Consider the following 21,936-nt stretch of genomic DNA (forward strand, 5'->3'; position numbering starts at 1 on the left):
AGCCTACTTCACGGCTCTTCCCACGAGGGCTCGACGGCGGGCCGCTCGCGCTCGATGCGCCCACTCCCCTCCTCCTGCCGGTCGCGGAACGGCGTCGACGCCGGCGGGAAGTCGCGGAGGCCGCGGCGGGCGGTGTAGTCGTAGCGGAGGAAGACCAACCCCGAGACGCGCGGCGAGGCGCGCGGCGAGGCCTCGGCCGGGCTCGGGACGTCGAACAGGAACGTCCCTTCCGCGCCGAGCGAGACGCGGTGCCCGCGCGCGAGCCAGCTCCAGAACGTGAGGCCCGCGGTGAACGCGTCGCGCAGGAAGGCCTCGTCGCGCGTCTCGTTCACCGGCCGGTAGCTCGCGAGCCAGCCGAGCTGGATCCACGGCCACAGCCCCCGGCCGGGGAGCAGGTCGAGGTCGAGCGTCGCGTCGATGCGGTCGAGCGCCGACGGCACCGGGCTCAGGCGCAGCGACGTGCCCGCCGTGACGAGCGCGTCGACGAACGGCCGGTACCGCAGGCGCGCCCCGAGCGAGGCCTGCGTGTCGTGCTCGGCGCCGTACGGCGTGTAGACGTCCTTGTCGGCGCCGATGAAGCCGCGCAGCGACTCGTCGACCGCGAGCCACGTGAAGCCCGCCCACGGCGAGAGCGTGAGCTCGCCGAGCGGGATGGACCAGAACGCGCTCGCGCTCGCCCTGGCGCCCATGGCGTCGCTGGCGTCCGGCTGGAACACGACGCGGCCGCTCAGCGAACCGCCGGGAACCCAGCCGCTCGAGCTCAGGTCGAAGCGCGCCTCCGCGCCGAAGCTCTCCGGCCCGTCGCGCAGGCGGCCGAACCCCGCGGCCGCGATCCAGGCGCGCCGCTCGATCAGCTCGCGGTGCACGTCGAGGCCGAGCTCGAGGAAGCGGACCGGAAGACGGGAGTCCTCCTCGGCGAGCTCGCTGTCGACGAGGCGCGCGTAGCCGCCGACGGAGAGCGGCCCCGGGTCCGGGTCCTCTCCCACCGGGGGCGCCGGACGAAGCAGCTCGTCCGCGGGCGCGATCGGCGCGGGCAGCGGCGGCGGCGCGGGCGGCGGCACGCGGGGGCGGGGCGCGCCGTTCGCGACGGCGAGCTCGACGCGGAGCAGCGCCCGGCCGCCGGGCGAGGCGACGCGCAGCACATGCGGGCCCTCGGGGAGGACGGCGACGCGGGACTCGACCTCACCGCCGAGCCAGAAGAACGGCTCGCGCGTGACGCCCAGGCGGCGCGCGGCGCGGTCCTCGGAGGCGTCGAGCGCGAGGGTCCCCTCCTCCACCGCGCCGCCGCCGGCGTCGCCGCCGACACCGTCGAGCGGCGCCACCGAGAAGCGCAGCTGGCCGGAGGGCGCGGCCGCGGCGACCTCGGGATGGCAAGCCGGATCCCCGCCGTCCGCGGGCGCGGCGCGCGCGCGGGGCGACGCGCACTCGTAGGCGGCGCGGGCGCGGATGCGCACCACGGTCGGGCCGACGAACGCGAGCTCGAGGGGGCGCGCGGGGTCGATGTCGTTCCAGGTCGACAGGACGCGGCCCGAGAAGGGCTGCGCCGCGCCGGCCGCGGTCGCGCGGATCCAGCCGAGGACGCTCCGGTCCGCCGGAGGCCGCGCCTCGATGCGGTGGCTGCCCCGCGGCACCTGCACGACGCAGCGGTCGGCCATCGGCGCGGACGCCGCGGAGCACGCGACCGGCTCGCCGTCGAGCGCGATCGAGAACGCGCAGGGGGTCTCCTCGCGGTCGAGCGCCCGGCAGACGCCGTCGAGCACGATCGCGCCCGGCGCGGCGCGGTCGAGCCGGAACTCGGCGCGCGCGCCGTCGGTGATGAGGAGCGACGCCTCCGGCGCATCGACGAGCGCGCGCCGCGCCCGCACGCGGAGCGGCAGATCGCGATCGGCCCTGGCCCGGATCTCGAGCGTGGCCGTGCCGGCCGTGGCGTCGGCGCGCGGCGGCACGGCCCAGCCGGTCACCGGGGCCAGCCGCGCGAGGGCGGCCGGCGGGAGCTGGACAGGCGGCGGCGCGACGCCGGCGGGAGGAGCCACGGCCGGGCCCTGCGCGGCGCTCCCCGAGGCTGCGGGCGCGGCGCCTTGCTGGCCGGCGGCGGCCTCGCGGGCGGCCTCCTGGACGGCGAGCTCGGCGAGCACGAGGGCGCGCAGCGTGAGCCGTCGATCGGGCGCCGGGGCGGCGGAAGCCACGTCGGTGGCCAGGTTCGCGGCCCGGGCGAGCGCCGCGGCGGACCGGTGGGCGAGCCCGATCCGGGTGAAGGCGTCGGCGGCGAGCTGCGCCTCGCTGGAGCGCTCGGCGAGGAGGCCGAGCAGCAGCGCGTCCGCGCCCGAGCTGTCGCCCGCGGGTCCCGCGAGCAGCGCGACGCCGCGCCGCGGGTCGCCGCTGGCGCGCGCGCCGCGCGCGGCCGCGAGGGGCGCGCGGTCGTCGGGCAGCGGGAGCGGCGGTACGCGCGCGGGCAGGCCGAGCGGGACCGCCACCGGGCTGCCCGGCGGCAGGGAGAAGACGGTGCTCGGCGGCGCGCCCGCGGTCGACGCGCCGGGCAGATGCGCCGCGTCCCAGGGATCCTCCTCGGCGGGGCGGTCGAGCGCGGCGAGCGCCGGGAAGCCGAGGGCTTCGAGCGCCGCGGCGCGCTGCGCGTGGAGCGCGCCGCGGGCAGGTGAGGGCGCGGCGCGGAGGGCGCGCGTGGCGCCCCGGATCTGCTCGAGCGTACCGTCGACGGGCGCGCCGTCCGGCGGGCGCACCGGCGTGACGGCGCGCGGGGCGCCGGGCGCGGCGGGGTGCAGGCGCACCGAGGCGCGGAGCAGCGTCGGCGCATCGGTCTCGACGCGCAGCTCGTGCGCGCCGGCGGGGACCGGGACCTCGATCGAGCCCGTGGCGCCGGCGCGCACCCAGGCCTCGTGGACGGCGGCGCCAGCGCGCACGCGGAGCACGCGCGCGGGGCCGTCCGCCGGGGGCGGGGCGCCTCGCGCTCCGGGCGCCAGCGCCGCTGCTCCGGGCGCCGGCGCAGCGGCGCCTTGCGCTCCGGACGCCGGCGCAGCGGCGCCCTGCGCTCCGGATGCCAGCGCCGCCTCGCCCGCCACGGCGGGCGGCGCGATGACGACGCGGGCCAACGTGGCGCGCTCCGGGTCGGGGAGCGCGAAGGTCGCGGAGCCGTCGACCCAGGCCCACTGCACGATCTCGCGCAGCGACGCGCACGGCGCGCGCCCGCTGCGCGGGATGCGCGCGAGCACCGGCGGAGCGCCCGCCGGCCGCTGGAACGTGCGCGCCCCGGGCGCCACGGCGACGACCGACGTGAGCCCGGCGCCGCCGTGCACCGCGGCCGGCGCGCCGTCGATGAGCACCGGCGACTCGGGGACCACCTGGCTCGAGGCGCTCCGCAGGAGCACCCGCGCGTGGGCCCCCGGCGGCGCTTCGACGTCGATCTGCGCGCGCGCGGCGTCGAGGAGCGTCCAGCGGAGCCCGGACTCCGCGTCCACCTCGCAGAGGCCGTCCGCGGCGGCGCGCCCCGGTGTGCCGCCTCCCGCCGGCGGCAGCGCGTCGCGAGGCGGCGCGATCGCGCTCCACGCGGCCACGCCATCGGGGATGTCGAGCGCGTCCCACGGGGCCTCGCGCGCCCAGGCGATGCGCGCGAGCGGCGCCGCGCTCTCGACGTCGCCATGGCCGAGCGCGTAACGCTCCGCGAGCGGCGCCCCCGCTGGCCGGCGGCCATCGCGCGGCGGCGACATCGCCGCGCCCAGCGCGGACACGGCCGCGACGTCGTCCGGGTGCGCGCGGCCTCCGGCGGGCTCACGCGGCGCCGCGGCCCCGGGCTGAGCGGGCCCGGACCAGGGCGCGTCCGCGGGGCCCGGCTCCGCGTGCGCGGCGGCGAGCCGCGCGAGGATGGCGCGCTGGAGCGACGTGGCGCCCGCCGCCGCGCGGCCCTGCGCCGCCGCATCACCTTGCGCCGCGACCGACGCCTGCGCCGCCGTGTAGGCTTGCGCCGCGCGCGCGAACGCCGCGCCGGAGGAGGGCGCCCACCGCACCGACTCGGCGAGGAGGAGCGCCCGGAGCGGCGGCGGCACGGCCGGCCGCGCGGCGAGGTCGAGCGCGGCCTTCGCGGCGTCCGGCGCGGCGGCCCGGTCTGCGGCGGCGAGGAGCCGCGGCGCCTCGGCGTGGACCGGCGCGCGATCGCCGTCGCCGGCCTGATCGCGCCGCGCCGCGCGATCGAGCAGGGCGGCGCGGTCGCGCTGCGGCGCGAGGAGCTCGGCGACGCCGGCGCGTTGCTGGTAGCCGCCGGCGGCGACGGCGAGCTCCCCCTCGACGACGTCGACGGTCACCGCGCGCGCATCGACCGGCAGCGGCACCCGGATCCACCGCGGCTCGCTCCAGCGCGCGGCGTCCGCGAGGCGCGACCCGGTGCGAACGACGAGCTCCCGGACGACGGCGCCGCCAGCGCGCACCACGACGCGCGTGGTCCCGTAGGTGCGCGCCCGGAGGGCGATGCGCAGCACGTCCGCGCCGGGCGCGCGGAGCTCGAGCCGCGCCCCGGCGCCGAGCGAGCGCCATGGCGTGGCGCGCTCGACGGCCGGGAGATCGGGGCTTTCGCGGCCTCCGTGCAGCTCGACGCCGCGCGCCACGAAGTACGGCTCGACGAGCGGCCGGAGGAGCAGCGACTCCTCGAGATAGCGCGCGGTGAGCCATGCGGCCGCGGCCGGGGCGAGGCGCGCGGCGGCCGGGTCGAGGCGCGCGGAGGGCGCGCCCGCCGCGGCCGGGGCGGAGAGCGCCGCGCGCGCGGCGTCGACCCAGCGGAGCAGCGCGCCCGCCTCGCCTGGCGCGGTGGCCGGCGCGGGCGCGCGGCCGCCGAGCCATGCGGCGACGTCCTCGTCGAGGCGGTACCAGGCCAGCGGCGCGCGCTCCCGTGCGGCGACCCGCACGGCGACCGGCGTGCCCCCGGCGCCGCGCGTGGCGGCCGCGCGCACAACGACGAAGCGCGCGCTCGACCACGTCGGCGCCGCGAAGTCACGCGCGCCGGCCCTGACGGGAGGCAGCGGCATCCAGGTGATCACATCGGGCACGCTCCCGAGGCCGGAGCCGAGGCCGATCCCCGCGACGTCGCCGCGCACTTCCAGCCGGTCGCCTGGCTCCACGGGCACGAGGAGCAGCTGCCCCGCGGCGAGCGCGACGGGCCCGGCGGGGTCGGCTGCGACGGGCGCGGCGCGCGCCGCGTCCGGAGCGGGAGCGCCCTGCTGCGGGCCGTTGCTCCACGGCACGACGCGGACGCTCTCGGGCGCCACCCAGGCGAGCGGCTCAGCGGCGGCGGCTTCGCGTGCCCCCGGGACACCGTGGGCGACGCCGAAGGCGAGCACGAGCGCCGCGGCGAGCAGCGCGCGGCGGGCGGCGGCCCCGGGGAAGGCGTCGAGATCCACGGCGATTACCCTTGCACCATGCCCACTTACGCCCCGCGCCGTGACCTACCGGGCTACCCGATTTCCGGGTTCGAGCGCAAGCACGCGATCGGCGAGGGGGCCTGCGTTCCCGGGCACCCGTCCGACCGCCCGCAGGACACCGGAAACGCTCCCGGCCGACCGGTCCTACCGCTCCGGCGCACCGGAAACGGTTCCTGAAAGCCATCGAGTCGACGGCACCACAGGCCTCGGCGCCACCGTCGTGTCGCCGCCCCTACTCGTCCCGCGCGCAGCGGAAACCGTAGAAAGACAGCGTCCTCTCCGGCAGCTCGCCGATACGGTACGTCGGACTGAGCGTCTCCTCGGTGTGGGAGAACGCCCCTCCGCGGGAGCCCCTCCCGAAGCCTCCGTCGGTCAGCGCCGCGCAGTTGGTGCACGTCCCCGTCAGATCGGCGTGATAATCGAGGACCCACTCGAACAAGCTGCCCGCCAGGTCGGCTTGTCCCCATTTCCCGTCGCCCGCAGGGGATTTCGACCCGACGGACGGGATCGGGCACACCGTCGTCGTGGAGTCGCAGCCGAACACCGCCAGATCCTGGCTCGGGGCCTCGTCTCCCCACGGATAGGCGCGGTGCTCGTTCCCCCCGACCGCGGCGTAGTTCCACTCCGCCTCCGTGGGCAGCCGGCCCTCGTCCCATGCACAGAACGCGAACGCGAGATACCAGCTCACGCAGTTGATCGGCGCCGCCTCATTGCCGGCGGGCTCATCGGTCCACGTCCGGAAGTTGGCGTCGCATTGCAGCGAGGCCCGCAGCTCGTCCTGCCCCGCGGGCAAGCTCGCATCCCACGCCGGGTCCCAGCCGCTGCCCTCGATGAGCGGATGAGCGCCCGCCCCCGCCTTCGGCCTGGTCGCCGGGTACCCCGCGACGAACTGCCGGAACCGGCCCACCGTCGCCTCGAAGCGATCGAGCTGGAAGTCGGCCACGGTGGCCGGATAACGCGCGTCGTTCAGGCGGTTGAACTGGCCGCCGACCACCACGCCCTCCGTGGGCTCCACGTCAGGGATGCACGCGCCCGCCGCGACCAGCGGGATCGCCATCGCTGAGAGAGCCCTGAAGAACACCACGCGTCTTGTCTCGCCCGTTCGCATCAGAAGCTCCCGGAGATGCTGGCGCCAGCGCCGGACGGCGCGATCCACGGGAGCGCGACGGCCGCCGGCGCCTCTTCGCCGCCCGACCGGACGATCCCATAGACCGCCGCCCCCACCGCGACGAGGCCCGTGGCGCCGAGGCCGACGAAGAGGCCGAAATCGCGGTTCTTGCGCGCATTGTCGGCCGCGAAATCATAGCCGGGGTCGCAGTACGTCCCGCCGGCGACATCGCGGCAGTTCTCGCGCAATGCGCTGATCGCGGAGAGGTCGTCGATCAGGAACCCGACCGACGCGCCGGCGAGGGCGATCCCGGCGGCTCCGGAGATCCAGGCCCAGGTCGGGGTGCCCCCGCCTCGCGCTTCGTTCGCCTTGGTGGGCGGCGTCGCGGCGCTGGCCGCGGCCGCAGCCGCGGGTCGCAGCGTGAGCTCGACCGTCGTCGTCTCGCCCTCCGCGAGCGTGATCGAGCGGGTCTCTGCCTCGTGCCCGGGGGCGCTCGCGCGGATCTCGTGCGGGCCAGGATCGACCGGCAGGGGCTCTCCGAGCGCGGCCGCCGGGAGCGCCGTGCCGTCGCGCAGCACCTCCATGCCGGCGGGCGCGCCCTTGACCACGATCACGAGCTTCGGCACGCGCGGCTCGAGGGCCGCGATCCCCTTGTTCGCGACCTCCTCCAGGCTTCGTCGCCGCTGCTCCCCGGCCGTCTCGCGGTTCAGGACGAGGGCCCGATGGTAATCGTGCCAGGCCGTCGCGAGCTTGCCCTCGCGCTCGCGGCAACGCGCGATGTTGATCTGGGTGCTCGCCGAGGGGTTGAGCGCGAGGCTCGCCTCGAACTTCGGGCACCCCGCCGCGTCGTCCCCCTTGTCGACGAGCGCGCGCGCGGCCTTGAAGAGCGCCTCCGCGGCCACCGGGTCGCGCGCGGGCTCCTGCGCGTGCGCCGCCGCGCCACCGAGCGCGACCGCGACCGCAGACGCGAGGCCGGCGAAGGCGCGCGCGCCTCGCGCGCGGCTGGCGCCACGACGGGTGTCGGCGAGGCGAAGGATGGGCACCGCAACAAGGCATTTCCCGAGCGGGCTCGTCGTCGTTTCCGCCATGTGTGCTCGTTCCGCTGCAGCGAGCCGCGGGGGCGCGCGGGGAGACCCTACAACAAAAAGGGCGACACGACCAACCCGTCAGTGAGCAAGCGCATGGTTCGGCTTGACGAGGAGAGCCCCTTCCGATGCCATCCGCACCGCCCGACGTAGCTCCCCACGTGGCTGTGCGGCGCGCGGTGCGGCAAGCCGCTCGTGAAGATGACAGCGACCCATCGAGTCGATCCGCGACATAAACGCTCACGAGGAGCATAGTTCAGCGGCGCGCCACGTACGAGGCGCTTCGACGACGCTCTGCCCTCCAAACCGATCCGGCGCTCCACCCCGGCTCCACATCATGGATCGTCCTCTACTCACCGCCGCGGCCCGTCGTCCCGCCGTGGCGCCTTCTGCCCGACCAGCACCGCCCCCACCCAGACCGCCTTCGCCGGCTCACCCGTATCGCCCGCCTGCGGCCCCAGCAGCGACCACCTCGGCCGGTCGGCGCGGATGGGAAGCACGTCAGGAGATCGTCACGGTCGAACGCGGCGGCGGGGGTGGCGCTGGTCTCCATCGGCGTGCTTGCAGGCGGTGGTGCGGCCGTGGCATGCGCCAAGGCAGCGTACAGGGGAGCACGTCCGCGTCCGTGCCCCTCGCGGGCTCACGCGCCACGCATGTGGACGTACTCGGGAGCAAGCTGCCATACTCCCCAGGTGACCACGCGGCTCGAAAAATTTCGTGAGTACATGGCGCGGTTCAACCCCGCCGGAGATCCGCGCGGCGCGGTCCGCGACGACCTCTACGTACCGCGACCGGGGCGGTCCACGGCCGACGAGGTCGCCGCGCGGCTGGAGATCGACCCCACCTCGTCGCACCTGATTGTCGGTGGCATCGGCTCGGGCAAGACCACGCAGCTCCTGATCGCGTGCGACCGCTTGAATCAACTCGCGGATACGCGCGCCGAGTACATCGACCTGAGCCTCATTCATGATCTCCAGGGCATGGTACCTGGAACGCTGATCATCGCTGCCGGGCTTGCTGCCCGCCGGCACCTGGAACCCGGGGATGACAAGGTGGCGCTTGAGGCCGGCGAGCAGTTCCGGCGCTGGGCCTACGGTCATGATCGTCACGTATGGATCCCCTTCGACGACCCCGGTGAGCCCGATGATCATCGGTGAGCCCGATGATGATGAGCCGGAGCGCGGCTACTACGACATCATTTGAAGAGAAGCCGCTCCTGTCCTCGCCGGAGAAGCCGCTCGATTCGTCTGTGGAGGACAAGGCTAAGCGGCTCGCTCAGATCCGCAGCGGCCTCCGCAGGCGCTTCCCATACCTCGTGCTCCTGTTCGACTCACTCGACCGGCTGCCGGACCCGGCGGCGTTCGCGACCGTGGTCGAGCAGGACGTCCGCGCCATCCAGAAGGCCGGCATCGGTCTCGTCCTTGTGGGGCCGCTCCGATCCATGTTCGGTCCGCACCGCACGGTCACCGACTACTTTCAGCACTTCTACCCGCAGCACGCGGTCGATGTTCAGCAGGACGAGCAAGGGCGCGCCTTCCTGGTCGACATCCTTCAAAGGCGAGCGCCGTCGGAGTTGCTCCCCGAACCCGTGTGTCGAAAGCTCGCCGAGCGCTCCGGCGGCGTACTCCGCGATCTCATTTCTCTGGCGCGTTCGGCGGGAGAGGAGGCGTATATGCGCGGCGCGGATCGTGTCGAGGAAGAGCACATCGACGTGATCGCTGACGCCTTCGGGCGTCAGCTGATCTTCGGGCTCAAGCCCGCCGAGATCGAGGTCCTGCAGCGCGTACGGCAGACGGGGACCTTCGTCCCGACGTCGGACGACGACATGGTGCTCCTCATGACCCGCCGCGTGCTGGAGTATCGGAACGGCAGCGCGCGGTTCGTCGTTCAACCCACACTGGAACCTCTCCTCGAGCAGATGGCCAATCGCCAGGGGGCGGCATGAGCGCTGTCGGAATCCCGTCGATTCGTCTTGACGAGCTGTGCCGCAGGAACGACGCGGAGCTCGCTCCTGGCGGAATCCGGGCAGTCGTCGTCGCCGAGGGAGATCCGCTGTCCCTGGCGCGACGCATCGCTCACCGTTCCAGGGGGCAGCACCTGGACGCTCCCCCGGATGCGTCCGCGCTCGCGAGGCGTCTGCGTGCGGGCGGAGGCGCGCTGCTCGTCGTCTCCGGGCTGGAGGCGCTCTCGGGTGACGAGTGGAAGCGCCTCGATCTGTTGAGGAGCCGCCTCTCGCGCGAAGGGTCCACCGTCCTTGTCCTCTCGCCGAGATCCCTGGATCTGCTGGCCAGAGCCGCGCCCAACCTGTCGAGCTTCATCAGTCCACCTCTATGGAACCTGGAAAGCGACCCTGACGATACGGCTGAAGAGGACATAGAGGCGGCCCAGCGGTCGTCGGCTCATGTCAATGACTCGCCGTCACAAGCACGGCAGCGTTTGATCCGGCGCCAGTATGAGGAAGCGAGCAAGTTCCCTGGCGAGTTCGTCGTCATGATCGGAACGCGAGTGTTCTTTCATTCCACCGATCGGGAGGAGGCGATCCACAGCTATGAGTCGGCGTTCGAGGAGGTTCCCGACCACGGGTTACTTCTCGTGATCGACGGCGAAAACTTCTCGCTCCTTTTACCCGACGACGAGGACAATCGGCGACGGCGCGATCAGGTTCGTCGGGCCCTGGAATAACTCGGGGAAGGAAGTGCTCCTCGGGCTGGCTCGATTGCCTTCCACCTGGCCTCGGTCAAGAAGGTCGGCTGCGCGCCTTCTCCACATCGGTCCCGACGGTACTGGAATCCCTTGCCGAGCCCCGGCGCCACGCTTCACCCGGACCGTCCTCACGGATCATCCTCCACCCACAGCCTCGGCCCGTCGTCCCGCCCCGGCGCCTTCTGCCCGACCAGCACCGCCCCGACCCAGACCGCCTTCGCCGGCTCCCCCGTGTCGCCCGGCTGCGCCCCCAGCAGCGACAGCCGCACCGCGCGCTCCCCCGGCGCCAGGTCGTCGCCCAGCCGGATCACCGCGCGCCCCACCCCGTCCGTGCCGCGCTTCTCCGTCGCCGCCTCCCACAGCGTCGCGCGCGTCAGGTCGCCGCCGCGGCCCGCCAGCACGCCGTCCGGGATCGTCACCCGCCGGAAGAACGCCGCCTCTCGCGACGCCGGCTTCGCGCCCTCGAGCCGGTACCGGATCCGGTAGTCCGCGTTCTCCCCGGGCGTCACCACGAACAGCACCAGGTGCAGCGTCTCGCCCGCCTCCTGCTCGAACTCGTACGTCATCGGCCGGCCGCGCGTCAGCTCGAACACGTCGCGCCGGCGCACGATCGCCCCGCCGTTCGCCGGCGGCGCGTCCGTGTACGCCACCCCCGTCTCGCCCAGCCCCTCGACCTCGACCCGCCGCGCGCCCGCCGGCGCCGCCACCCGCAGCGACCCCGACAGCGCCACGATCGGCTCCTTCAGCGCCACCTCGCCGTCCACGCGCACCGCCACCTCCTTGCCCAGCGACGCGCGCGCGGCCCGGTAGATCACCGACAGCCGCCCGGCCCGCGCCCCCGCCCCGTCCACCCGCACGTCCTTCGCCACGAGCAGCGGCGTCCACGCGTCGCCCGGCGACGGCTCCCCCGCCGACTGCCACGCCGGCATCAGCAGCCGCCGGCGCACCGGCGCGTGCTCCGGGACGAGCACCCGCTCCGGCCGATCCGCGTTCGACCTCGCGCCCTCCCCCGCCCGCTCGATCCGCACCTGCTCGCGCAGATCCGAGAAGCGCTCCTTCCGCTCCAGATCGTCGAGGTTGAACGCCCGGACGTCCGTCCACGTGCTCACGTCGAACGGCGCGTAGCGCCACGTCTCGTCCTCGGCCAGCGTGACCCGGTACGGCAGCCGGTACAGCGTCTCGTTCACGCCCGGCTCGATCGCGCGCAGCCGCAGGCGCGTCCTCGCGTCGCCCGTGATCTCGATCCGCTCCACCCCCGCCGGCGGCCGGAGGATCGCGAGCCGCGGCTCGGACGCGTCGAACCCCTCGTTCCACCACTCGAACCGCGATCGCGGGAGCGTCACCTTGAGCTCGGCCCGCTCGGAGGGCCCAGGACCCCACCGCGCCACCACCGTCGCGTCGCCCTGGTTCGCGCCCCCGCTCGCGTCGATCTCGGTCCGGATCAGCAGCCCGAGGAGCTCTTGACCGGGCGCCATCCGCGCGATCACCGGGTCGCTCGGATCCAGCGCCAGGTAGCGCACGATCCGCACGTCCGGCGGCGTCTGCAGCCGCGCCGGAGCCGCCTCCGCTCGCGCCGCGGACGGCTCCGCGGCGGCCCCCGGCGGGAGCGCGCCCGGCGCGGCGCCGGGGCCGCCCGCGCCCGCGGGCGACGGCATCGCCGGGTGGACGATCTCGCCGATCTGCTGCATCGCCTGCGCCTCCGGCGCGCCGAACCGCACGCCGAAATCCGGGCCGACGCCGTCGATCACCACCGTCCGGATGTCCTCCCGCAGGAGCCGCACCGTGGCCCTCCCGAGCGGGCCGAGCTCGACGCTCGCGGACTCGCTCGCGCCGTCGGCGACCCGCACCGTGCGGCCCGGCGGGCCCTCGATGTCGAGCGACAGCGGGCCGCGGAAGTTCAGCGCGGCCGCGCGGCGCTCGCCGATCACGAACTCGGACGCGCCGCGCCCCTCGGCGCGCGGGTACGGCATCCGGAACCGCCGCAAGAGCAGGCGCGACATGTCGTAGTCGATCCCCTCGCGGCCCCCCGCCTCGAGCCGCCGCGCCCAGCCCCGGAGCAGCTCCTTCCGCGCCGGCTCCGGCAGGTCGGCGAAGCCGAGCGCCGACGCCCGGAGCCCGAGCTGCCGCCGCTCCTCCGCGTCGAGGCTCTGCTCGTAGACGGCGCGCGACGCCTCGCTGCGCTGATAGCGCCCCTCCAGCCGGGACAGGATCGTCAGCTCGCTCGGCACACGCGCGCCGTCGCCGCCGTCGCTCCCCACCGCGGGCTTCGCCCGGAGCCGCACCTGCCCGCCCTGCGGGAGCACGTCGTGCGTGATGAGCAGCGTCGAGCGCGGGTCCGTCACCGCGCCCCCGCCGCTCGCGAGCCGCGCCGCGTACTCGCCCTCGCCGAGCGGACGATCCGGATCGCAGCTGACCCGGCTCTCCAGATCGATCGCGTGCCGCGCGACCTCCTCCCCGCGCTCGTTCACGAACGCCGCGACGAACCCGTACGGGTAGCGCCGCGCCGAGTCGCAGGCGTCGACCCTCACGCTCCCCCAGGTCGTCACCTCCACCGCGTCGATCTCGGCCGGGACCTTGATCACGAGGTCCCGCTCCGGCTCGATGTGGTAGGCGAGGATCTCGTCCTCGGCCGGCAGCGCGCTGCCCAGCGGCGGCGCGCTCGACAGCTGCGAGAGCGCGAACGCCGTCACCCCGAGCAGCGCCATCGCGATCAGCCACCGCGGGTTCAGCGCCCTGCGCGGCGCGCCGTCGCGGGCGCGGAACCCCGCCGTCGCCAGGCGCGCCCGCGACGGCGGCCGCGCCGCGTGGGAGCGCGGCGGCGCGGGCGCCTCGCGACCCGCCGGCTCGCGGCGCTTCGCCGGGGCGGTCACGGGGCCCCCCGCTGCGGCGCCGCCCCGGGCCCGGCCGCATCGACCCGGAGCGCGCTCGTGCCGACGGTGACCGCGCGCCGCAGCCGCGAACCGCCGGGCACGGCCGCGCCCGGCACCGCGACGAGCGCGCCGTCGATCGGCAGCAGCTGCGCCTCCCCCGGCCGCGCCGCGATGACCCACGGGCGCCCCGTGATCACGTCGCGCCCGATCTCCACATGGCACTGCGCCTCGCGCCGCGGCGCGGCCGGCGCGCTCCCACGCAGCGCGGCCGCCGCCGCGGCGCGCGCCGCGGCCGCCACCCCCGCCCGAGGCACAACCGCCACCGCTGCCCGCGACGCGTCCGACCCGGCCCGCGTCGCGTCCGCCACCGCTGCCCGCGGCGCGTCCGCCTTCGCCGGCCCGGCCGTCGGCGTCGCCTGCGCCGAGAAGTGCGCCCTCAGGTAATACGGGTTCCGCTCGGTCGTGTAGCGCCGGAAGGGCTCCATCGCAGCGGAGAGATCGCACGCTTCGGTCACACCCCGGGTCGGGCAGAGCTCGTCCCCGCTCGCTCCTGCGCCGGCGCTCCCCGCGCACGACGCGAGCGCCTGAGCGCGCGCGGCCACGTCGATCGGCTCGGGCGTCACGCCGAGCCGCGCGAGCCGCGCCTCGAGGCGCGTCTCCCCCTGCCCCGGCTCGACGAAGCGCCGGAGCTCGAAGAAGCGCCGGATCGCGCTGCCCAGGTACACGATCGCGAACCGCCCCTCGGCGAACCGCTTCGCGTAGGCCATCGCCATGTCCGTCGCGCCGCTGAACGGCACCTGCTCGCGCGTGCCGTCGAAGATCCCCACGCGCAGCTCGAGATCGCGCAGCGTCTCCAGCAGCGGCCCCGCGAACGTCGGCACGTGCCCCGGCCGCACGACCTCGTACCCGAACGAGATCACCGCGTCCCGCTCGTAGGTCCGATCCGCCTCGATCGCCTGCACCGACAGCGCGTTGCCGCCGTCCCCGACCCAGACCTCGTGCGCCCGCTGGAAGTAGCTGCGCAGCCCCTCGGCGCGCCGCACGTCGGCGGCCCCGCTCGGCTCCGCCGTGGGCACCGCCCCGGCGAGCAGCAGCGACTGCGCCGAGAGCGCGTCGGCGAGCGCGAGCCCCGCGCCGAACGCCCCGATCTGCCACCGCGGCGCGGGCACCTCGACGAGCATCGCGCCCGTCAGCGGCGACCTGACCGCCTCCGTCGAGGGCGCCGCGGGCAAGATGGCGCTCGTCGACGCCGCTGGCGGCAACGCCGACGCATGCGCCAGCACGAGCCACGCCGGGTTCCCGCGCCGCTCCGGGCCTCCCTCGGCCGGCCCGGGCTCCGCGATGCCCCACGCCGCCGGCGCCGCGTCGGTGCCGCCGATGCGCACCTCGCGGAAGCCGAGGCGCCCGAGGATCGCCCGCTCCCACGCGGTCGGCGGCGCCGCGCCGGACGCGCCGCCGGGGCGCGTCGCCGCCGCGATCAGCCGCGGCGCCACCACGGCGTCGAACAGCCTGAGCTCCTCGAGCGACGGCGGGCGGAAGCGGCCCGGCTGGACCTCCGTCAAGGACACCATCCGCTTCGCGAGCTCCTCCTCCAGCGTCCCGGTCCAGCGCACGGCCTCCGGCGCGCCGAGCGAGCGCGCGCCGACCGCCTCGGCGACCTCGCGCGGCACGTGCAAGCGCGGCGCGTCGCCGAGGGGCGTGGGCGGCTCCGCCGCCGGGCGGAACGTCATCGCCGTCTCGGCGCCGAGCCCCAGGCCGATCGACACAACGGGCAGCCCCGCCGGCGAGCCGACCACGCTGAGCTCCGGCCCGTCGCCGCCGCCCGGCTCGACGAGGAGCACCTGGGGGCTCTCCAGGGCGTCGATCATCGCGGCCACGAACGCCTCGTCGTGGCGCCGGATCGCCCCGTGGCGCGACAGGAGCACGACCCCCGCCGCGTCGAGCAGCTCCGCGACCCGGAGCGCCACCGCCGGCAGCGCCGAGCCGAGCTCGGTGGGCGCGGCCAGCACCAGCCACTCGGGCGCGGACGTCGGGCTCCGGCCGACGCGCTTGCGGATCGCCGCCCGCGGCGCGCTCGGCGTGTCGTCCGGATCGTCGAACCGCGGGCTCAGCACGTACCACGGCCGCTCGCCGTCGCCCTCCCGCGCCACCGACACCCGCGCGCGCTCCGCCGCGCCGAGCAGCTCGTCCGCCGGCCGCCCGTCGCGCAGCACGCCGCGCGCGAGCCGGTGGGCGATCCGCCGCGACTCGATGTCGGCGGCGATCGCGGCCGCCCTCGGGCGCGGGCCGGGCCGCGGCGCCGTGTCCGCCAGCACGAGCGACAGCGCGGCGCTCTCGATGCGCGGCAGCGGCCTCGCCGCGGCCGCGGGCGGCGGCGGCGCGCCGCCCCAGCCGAGCGCCACGAGCGCGTAGCCGACGCCGTTGCCGACGAGGAACGCGGTGAGCGACACCTGGATCGTCGGCATGATCACGATGCCGACGTGCTCCTTGTTCCACATCTTCACGGCGAGCAGGCTCGGGAGCAGGTAACCGAAGCCGAAGTAGTCGACCATCTGCAGCCCCGGCGCGTACCGCACCATGGCGAAGCCGATCGCCATCTTCACGAAAAAGCCGAGCAGGTACACGAAGATCATCCGCCGCGGCCCCACGAGCAGCATCCGCGAGAACGGGCGGACCGAGGTGATCCAGCGCGAGAGGTAGAAGACGACCAGCGCCTCGATCGTCGTCGTGAGCAGCTTCGTCGGCTCGTACCACGCCACCGCGAGCAGGCCGGGCACGAGGATGCCGTTGTAGTCCCACCCGTAGCGGACGTTGTTGCGCGCGCCGAGCAGCGCGCCGATGACCAGGATGATGTGGGCCTTCGGCAGCTCGAGGAACTCGAGCGACAGGCTCTCGTTGAGCACCTGGAAGCGCGAGACCGAGAGGTTCGTCGTCCGGAGCAGCACGCCGAGCACGAGCGCCGTCAGCGCCGTGACGAGCGCGAGCCGCGGCGCCGCGCGCAGGAGACCGCTGTTCCAGAAGGCGTTCGCGATGAGCGGCACCAGCACGAGCCCGATGCTGTAGAGCTCCCGCGAGTGCACGAAGTCGTAGCGCGCCGAGACCTCGGGCACGACGAAGCCCTCGACGAAGAGCCGCACGATCACCGCGCCGACGATGAACAGGTAGAACCGCTCGCGCCCGAACGCCGTGGACCACGCGCCCGTCCGGGTGATCCAGCGGCCGATCAGCGCGACGAACAGGTACGTCACGATCGACTCCGCGACGATGAACACCGCGGTGACCGGGGCCGCGAAGAACACCGTCGCGAGGTAGCCGGGCACGACGAGCCCCGCGTACGTCCAGCCGAGCGTCTCGGTGAAGAACGTCCCGAAGACGAGGCCGATCAGGACCGCGGTGTGGAGGCTCCGATCGAGCCCGTTCGGGGGAAAGAGCGGCAGGTTCTCGAGCATGCGGCGGGACGGCGGCGGGGCGGGTCGGCGCGCGCCGACGCCCGGCGCGGTTGCCGGCGCGGGCGCGCTACGGCAGCGTGGTGGCCAGGCCGATCGCGCTCGGCGCGCCCCAGCCCGTCGGGTAGTCCCAGCCGGGCCCCGCGGCAAAGAACTCCGTCTCGCCGCGCACGACGTCGCGGAACGTCGCCTGCACCGCGGGGGTCGTGTAGAAGATCGAGTTGAGGAACCCGGCGCGCGGCAGGCCCTGCGCGGCGCGGTAGCTGTTCACCACGGCGATGAGCCCCGCGAACGCGGGCGCCGAGAACGACGTCCCGCCGTACGTCCGCCACTCGCCGAGGTAGTAGACCCAGTACGGCCTCGGCGAGGTCGCGGCGTGCATGGCGACGTCCGCGACCGCCCGCTTGCCGCCGGATCCCTCGACGACCCCGACCTGCCAGGAGGGGATCGGAAACGAGAGCGTCGGGCCGGAGCCGGAGCCGGACCAGGCGCGCTCGTCCTCGACCTCGCCGTCCTCGTCGAGCGAGAGCGACGTCCCGCCGACCCCGGTCACGTACGGGCTCGCCGAGGGCGTGTCGGTCTGCGCCGAGTCGCCGGTCGCCGCGACCACGGTGATCCCGAGCGCCGCGGCCATCTGCGCCGAGCGGTGGTACTGGAGCCGCACGGCCGGCGGCTCGGAGTCCTCGCGGTGCGCGAACGAGTCCGTGATGACCGACACCTCGCCGCGGCCGATGGCCTCGTTGAACGTGTAGACCATCGACGTGTTGCGCGCGTCGGGGCCCTGGTAGACCACGAGGTCCGCGCCCGGCGCGAGGCCCCCCGCCCACGACACGTCGAGCGTCGACTCCACATAGCGCGTCGAGACCGGCTCCATCGTCTGGACGACCAGCGGGTTCGCCCGCTCCACGCCGAGCGCCCGCCAGAACGACTGCAGGTCCTTGTACTTGAAGGTCGCGCCGATCGTGACCCCGAGCTTCACGCCCTCGCCGGTGAACCCGAGCTCGTAGAGATCGTCGACGTCGTACGCGCCCGCGATCTGCGCGGGGGTCAGCCCCCCCTCCACGCCGGCCGGCGGATCCGGCTCGATCTCCCCGGCCTCGCCCGGGAGCGGCCGGGTGCTCGCCGCGAGATCCGCGGTGATGATGCCGGTCGTGCGATCGGACACCCACGTCGGCACGGTGAGCTGGCCGAGGGCGCCGAAGACGTCGAAGGGCGGATTCCCCGCCTGAGGGTTCTCCCGCTCGAAGACCCGGAGCTCCGTGTCGAAGGTCTCGTTGAACTGGCTCACCGTGCCGGTGAACTGGATCAGCAGCCGGTTCGTGGCCGTGAAGTTCACCTGCATCCCCTGCTCCTCGAGCCAGAGCTTCACGAGGTGCACGTCGCGCTCCCGCGGCGCGTACGCCGCGATCCACTCGTCCCGGGTGAGGTACTGGCGGAACTGCGGGCCCGCCGGGTCGTAGATCTCGGCGATCCGCTGCTCGAGCAGCCCCGAGTTGCGGATGGGGAAGCCCATCAGCGCGCGGACCACCTCGTCGCCCCCGGCCACGCCCTTGTCGGTGTACACGCCCGGCAGCGGGCTCGGGATGCCGTCCGTGGCCTCGGTGGGCTCACGCTCCTCCTCGGTGAAGTCGGGCAGCTCGTCCGGCAGCTCCTCCCCACCGGCGCCGCCCGCCCCACCGCCGCCGCCCCCGGCCGCGCCGCCGCCGCCGCTCCCGGCCGCGCCGCCGCCGCCGCTCCCGGCCGCGCCGCCGCCGCCGCTCCCAGCCGCGCCGCCGCCGCCGCTCCCGGTCGCGCTGCTGGCGCCGCCGCCTGCGCCCCCGCTGCCCGAAGAATCTGCGATCTGCACACCCGACTCGCAGCCACAGCCAGAGGCCGAGAAGGCCACGCTGCTGACCAAGCTGAGCAGACCAAGGACGGGCGCGGCACGAAGCACAGGTGAAGCACGGCGCATACGCACCAAGGATTCAAACCCCTTCCGACAGGCCGATCCAGCCGAATCGTCACAGCGCGCTTACGTCGCATCACACGTGCGCCGCCCGCAACACAACGCGCGTCGGCGGAGCGTTGGGAGCATCACGTCGCACCCTGTCGCGAACCGCTTCGCCGCGGCGCCGCGGCCCGGGATTCACCGCGGCGCCACGGCCAGGTCGGAGATCGCGGCCACCGGAGGACGATAGAGGCGGGCGCAACGGCTGCGCCTGGGGCCCTAGGGAGCGACCTTCTCGTCGCACAGCCGATGTTTTTGGCGCGGCGGACCCGGGTGGACAATTGTATTGATTCGACCACGATGCGACGCTCAGGCTGCCCGGGGCGTCCCGCGCCCCCTCGAGGGCCGCGGCCTTCAGCGATTATGGCGAAGACTTACCGTCCGCGGATCCCCAAGCCCTTTCGCATCCCGCGCCCGATGGCCGCGCAGGCGGAGGCGACGCGCTTCGGGTGGCTCACGCCTGACGTGCTCTCGATCGTCGCGGGGGCGCTGATCGCCGCCGTGGCGCCGCTCGATCGGCTCGACTACGTGGCGCGCGGCCTCACCGCGTCCGCGCTCGCCGACGCCGCGCCTTCCGCGCAGGTGCTGCTCGTCACGGCCTCGCCCGAGGCGCTGCGCGAAGGGCTCTGCGAGCGCTCGCTCCCCGGGCTGCTCGAGCGCGGGCGCGCGCGCGGCGCGCTGCTGATCCCCCCGGCCGACGCGTTCTGCGGCGGCGCCGCGAGCCGCGCGGGCGCCACGAGCGCCGCGAACGCCACGAGCGCCGCGGGCGCCGCGCCGGTCGTCCGGATGCCGCCCGAGCTGCTCCGCCTGAGCGCCGGCGATGTCGTCGGCTTCTTCCCGCTCGCGGCGGGGGAGCGCGCGCCGGAGCTCGGCGCGCTCGGCGTCTCGGCGGCGCCCTGGGTGCTCAAGAAGGCGCCGCAGAGCGTCCCGGCGGTCAGCCTGCGCGATCTGGCGGACGGCCAGGTCCCCGCGAGCGCGCTCGAGGGCCGCGTCGCCGTGGTCGCGGTGGGCGCCGGCGGCGTTGCGCCCCAGGCGGTCGCGACGTCGGCCCTGCCGCCGGCGAGGGGCGTCGCCGCGGTGCTCGGCGGGCTGCTCGACGGCGGCAGGCGCGCCTCGGCGCCGGCGTGGGTGCCGGCGCTGTTCGTGCTGCTCGCGGGCGGGCTCGTGTGGATCGCGCGCCGCCGCTACGGGAGCCTGGTCGCCACGGCCGCGCTGTTCCTCGGCGTGTTCGCGCTCGCGGCGGGGCAGGGCGTGCTCGCCGCGCGGGCCGAGGCGAGCCTCATCGCGCTGCCGAGCGCGCTGTTCGGCCTCGCGGTCGCGTTCGCGGGGGTCATGATCGTGCGCGGGCTCGTCGTCCAGCGCTCCGTCGATCGCGCGGCCGAGCTCATCCAGCGCGCCGCGCTGTTCCGCATGCAGGGCGTCCACACGCTGCCGGACGAGGAGTTCTGGCCGCGCGTGGCGCGCCTCGCGGAGCAGGCGCACCCGGCCGATCTCGTGCTCGTCGCGGAGCTGCCCGCGGGGAGCTGGCACCTCCGGTTCTGGAACGATCGGCAGGGCGGCGGCGAGAGCCTCGTCGCCGAGCGCCGCAACGACGTCCGCCGCCCCCCGTACAGCAGCGAGCAGGGCGTGCCGGCGATCCGCCTCTCGCGCCGGTTCCTGACGAAGCAGGACATGCCGGCGGTCGTGGTCCCGCTCATCGCGTTCGGCGAGATCGAGGGGTACGTGTTCTTCTGCGGCCCGGTCGCCGAGCAGACGTTCTCGCGCGAGCCGGAGCGGGCCGAGCACGTCGGCCGCGAGCTCGCGCTGCTCCTGCGCAGGAAGCGCCTCGCGCGCACGGCGCAGGCCGGCGCGGGCGAGGCGCGCGGCGGCCGCTCGCCGGAGGACGACCTGGTCGAGGGCGCGCGCGTCGCGCTCGACGACCTCCAGCTCTTCGGGTCGCTGCTGCGCAGCGCGCCGGTCGGGCTGCTGTACGCCGACGCCTTCGGCGACGTCCGCTTCGTCGCGCCCGAGTTCGCGAAGTGGCTGCGGGCGCGCGACGTCACGGTGCCTGCGGAGAGCGCCAGCGCGGCGCTCCCGCCCGGCTCGCTCACGCTGGGCGACGTCCTCGGCGCCACGTCCGCGAGCGACGCTGCCGTGTCGCTCTCCAGCGTGATGGCGAGCGACGACGGCATCGAGCTGAGCGTCAGCGCGCCCGAGCCGGCCGTGCTCTCGGTGCGCCCGCTGCGGCGCGAGTCCGACGGCTCCTCGTGGATCGCGGGCTACGTCGCCGCGCTGATCCCCGTCCAGCAGGCGGCCCCGGTGTCCGACAACGTGCGGCCGCTCGCGGTGCGTGACGCCGCCGATCCGCTCTGCGCCTTCCAGCTCGGCGACGTCGTGGCCGATGCCGTCGCGAGCGCCGCCCGCGCGACGGGCCGGGCCGTGCGGCTCGAGCCCATCCGCGGCGCCACCCACGCCCTCGGCCACCGCGGCGAGCTCGGGCAGGTGCTCGAGGCGTTCCTCACCGACGTCGCGGGCCGCGGGCTCCCTGGCCACGGCCCCGTGGTGTCGGTGCGCGAGGCGCCCCAGGGCGTGCAGCTCTCGATCCTGGACGTCGGCTTCGGCCTGGGGCTGCCGGAGTCGGCGCTCCAGCGCGTGCTCACCGCCCCCGGCTCCGCGCCGGCCGGCCTCGAGCCGCTCGGCCGGCTGATCCTGGCGGTCGAGGACAGCCACGGTCACGCCGAGCTCAAGACGAACGACGGCTGGGGCATCACGCTCACGGTGACGCTCCTCAGGGCGCACCCGCGCGCGTTCGTGTCCGCGAACGAGGGTGGCAAGCCGGCCGCGCAGCAGAACGTGATCGCGATCGGCAGGGCGGGGCCGAAGTAGCGCCGACGAGCGGGGGACGCGCGCGCGGGGGCGGCCCCGGGCGCGGGTTCCCGGGCGCCACGGCGTCCCGAGTTCGTTGGCTGGGCGCTGGGCGCATCGATCCCCGGAACGACCCGGTTCACGAGCTCGACCGGCGGCTCGCCCTCTGGCGCCCCTGGTTGGCCTGGTTCTGCAGATTGCGCATCAGTACACCGCCGTCCGGATATGTCCGGACATGCATCGCGCTACCCTCTTTCGTCCTGGGTCGATTCGACGGACTCGATCTCCCGCAGGGCGGCGCGCAGGTGGTTGTTGTTGGTGTCGTCCGCCGACCCGCACCTGGCTCCGGGGAGCTCGTTCCGCCGCTCGTGCTCGCCATCGAATAGGTGCTGGCTCAGCGCGTCGGGCTCGGAGCGACCTCCCCCTCGGAGATATAACTGGTTGAACGCGCCACCTTTCACAGGCAGGCG

General features: G+C 75.4%; 11 protein-coding genes. 4 read left to right on the forward strand and 7 right to left on the reverse strand.

What is annotated here, in order from left to right; all coding sequences use genetic code 11:
* Positions 1–8: 8 nt before the first annotated feature.
* The 4 genes from WMF12_RS39435 to WMF12_RS39450 form a co-directional block, all read right to left on the reverse strand.
* Entirely contained in the window at positions 9–5,402 is a 5,394-nt protein-coding gene (locus tag WMF12_RS39435; RefSeq protein ID WP_437853516.1) for a hypothetical protein, read from the reverse strand.
* 253 nt (positions 5,403–5,655) lie between these two features.
* Positions 5,656–6,480: a formylglycine-generating enzyme family protein gene (locus WMF12_RS39440; RefSeq protein WP_437853518.1), complete on the reverse strand. Its 825-nt coding sequence runs from the start codon at positions 6,478–6,480 to the stop codon at positions 5,656–5,658.
* A gap of 50 nt (positions 6,481–6,530) precedes the next feature.
* Positions 6,531–7,619, reverse strand: coding sequence for a PEGA domain-containing protein (locus WMF12_RS39445; protein ID WP_437853520.1), 1,089 nt, complete (start codon positions 7,617–7,619; stop codon positions 6,531–6,533).
* Positions 7,620–7,969: 350 nt separating this feature from the next.
* Complete coding sequence (locus WMF12_RS39450) at positions 7,970–8,116, reverse strand: hypothetical protein (RefSeq protein WP_437853522.1); 147 nt, start codon at positions 8,114–8,116, stop codon at positions 7,970–7,972.
* A gap of 192 nt (positions 8,117–8,308) precedes the next feature.
* Between WMF12_RS39450 and WMF12_RS39455 the strand changes: the two genes are divergently transcribed.
* From WMF12_RS39455 to WMF12_RS39465, 3 genes are read left to right on the forward strand one after another with little or no spacing between them, the layout of a single operon-like run.
* Entirely contained in the window at positions 8,309–8,773 is a 465-nt protein-coding gene (locus tag WMF12_RS39455) for a hypothetical protein (protein WP_437853524.1), read from the forward strand.
* Complete coding sequence (locus WMF12_RS39460; RefSeq protein WP_437853526.1) at positions 8,770–9,561, forward strand: hypothetical protein; 792 nt, start codon at positions 8,770–8,772, stop codon at positions 9,559–9,561. Before WMF12_RS39455 ends, WMF12_RS39460 begins: the two co-directional genes overlap by 4 nt.
* Positions 9,558–10,298: a hypothetical protein gene (locus WMF12_RS39465; RefSeq protein WP_437853528.1), complete on the forward strand. Its 741-nt coding sequence runs from the start codon at positions 9,558–9,560 to the stop codon at positions 10,296–10,298. Before WMF12_RS39460 ends, WMF12_RS39465 begins: the two co-directional genes overlap by 4 nt.
* Before the next feature lie 149 nt (positions 10,299–10,447).
* Here WMF12_RS39465 and WMF12_RS39470 read toward each other — a convergent pair whose 3' ends face one another.
* From WMF12_RS39470 to WMF12_RS39480, 3 genes are all read right to left on the reverse strand, one after another.
* Entirely contained in the window at positions 10,448–13,189 is a 2,742-nt protein-coding gene (locus WMF12_RS39470; RefSeq protein ID WP_437853529.1) for a hypothetical protein, read from the reverse strand.
* Complete coding sequence (locus WMF12_RS39475; RefSeq protein WP_437853531.1) at positions 13,186–16,638, reverse strand: poly-gamma-glutamate biosynthesis protein PgsC/CapC; 3,453 nt, start codon at positions 16,636–16,638, stop codon at positions 13,186–13,188. Before WMF12_RS39475 ends, WMF12_RS39470 begins: the two co-directional genes overlap by 4 nt.
* Before the next feature lie 67 nt (positions 16,639–16,705).
* Positions 16,706–18,481 (reverse strand): S53 family peptidase, encoded by a 1,776-nt coding sequence (locus WMF12_RS39480; RefSeq protein WP_437853533.1) that lies wholly within the window; start codon positions 18,479–18,481, stop codon positions 16,706–16,708.
* A 558-nt stretch (positions 18,482–19,039) separates the two neighbouring features.
* Between WMF12_RS39480 and WMF12_RS39485 the strand changes: the two genes are divergently transcribed.
* Positions 19,040–21,487: a hypothetical protein gene (locus WMF12_RS39485; RefSeq protein WP_437853535.1), complete on the forward strand. Its 2,448-nt coding sequence runs from the start codon at positions 19,040–19,042 to the stop codon at positions 21,485–21,487.
* Positions 21,488–21,936: the final 449 nt, after the last annotated feature.

Origin of the sequence: Sorangium sp. So ce363 (genome assembly GCF_051520435.1) — a bacterium.
Classification (GTDB): Bacteria; Myxococcota_A; Polyangia; order Polyangiales; family Polyangiaceae; genus Sorangium; species Sorangium cellulosum_B.

Coding starts and splice junctions, on each gene's coding strand:
- WMF12_RS39440 (WP_437853518.1), bottom strand. CDS start 6,480: ATGGCGATCCCGCTGGTCGCGGCGGGCGCGTGCATCCCTGACGTGGAG.
- WMF12_RS39445 (WP_437853520.1), bottom strand. CDS start 7,619: ATGGCGGAAACGACGACGAGCCCGCTCGGGAAATGCCTTGTTGCGGTG.
- WMF12_RS39465 (WP_437853528.1), top strand. CDS start 9,558: ATGAGCGCTGTCGGAATCCCGTCGATTCGTCTTGACGAGCTGTGCCGC.
- WMF12_RS39475 (WP_437853531.1), bottom strand. CDS start 16,638: ATGCTCGAGAACCTGCCGCTCTTTCCCCCGAACGGGCTCGATCGGAGC.
- WMF12_RS39485 (WP_437853535.1), top strand. CDS start 19,040: ATGGCCGCGCAGGCGGAGGCGACGCGCTTCGGGTGGCTCACGCCTGAC.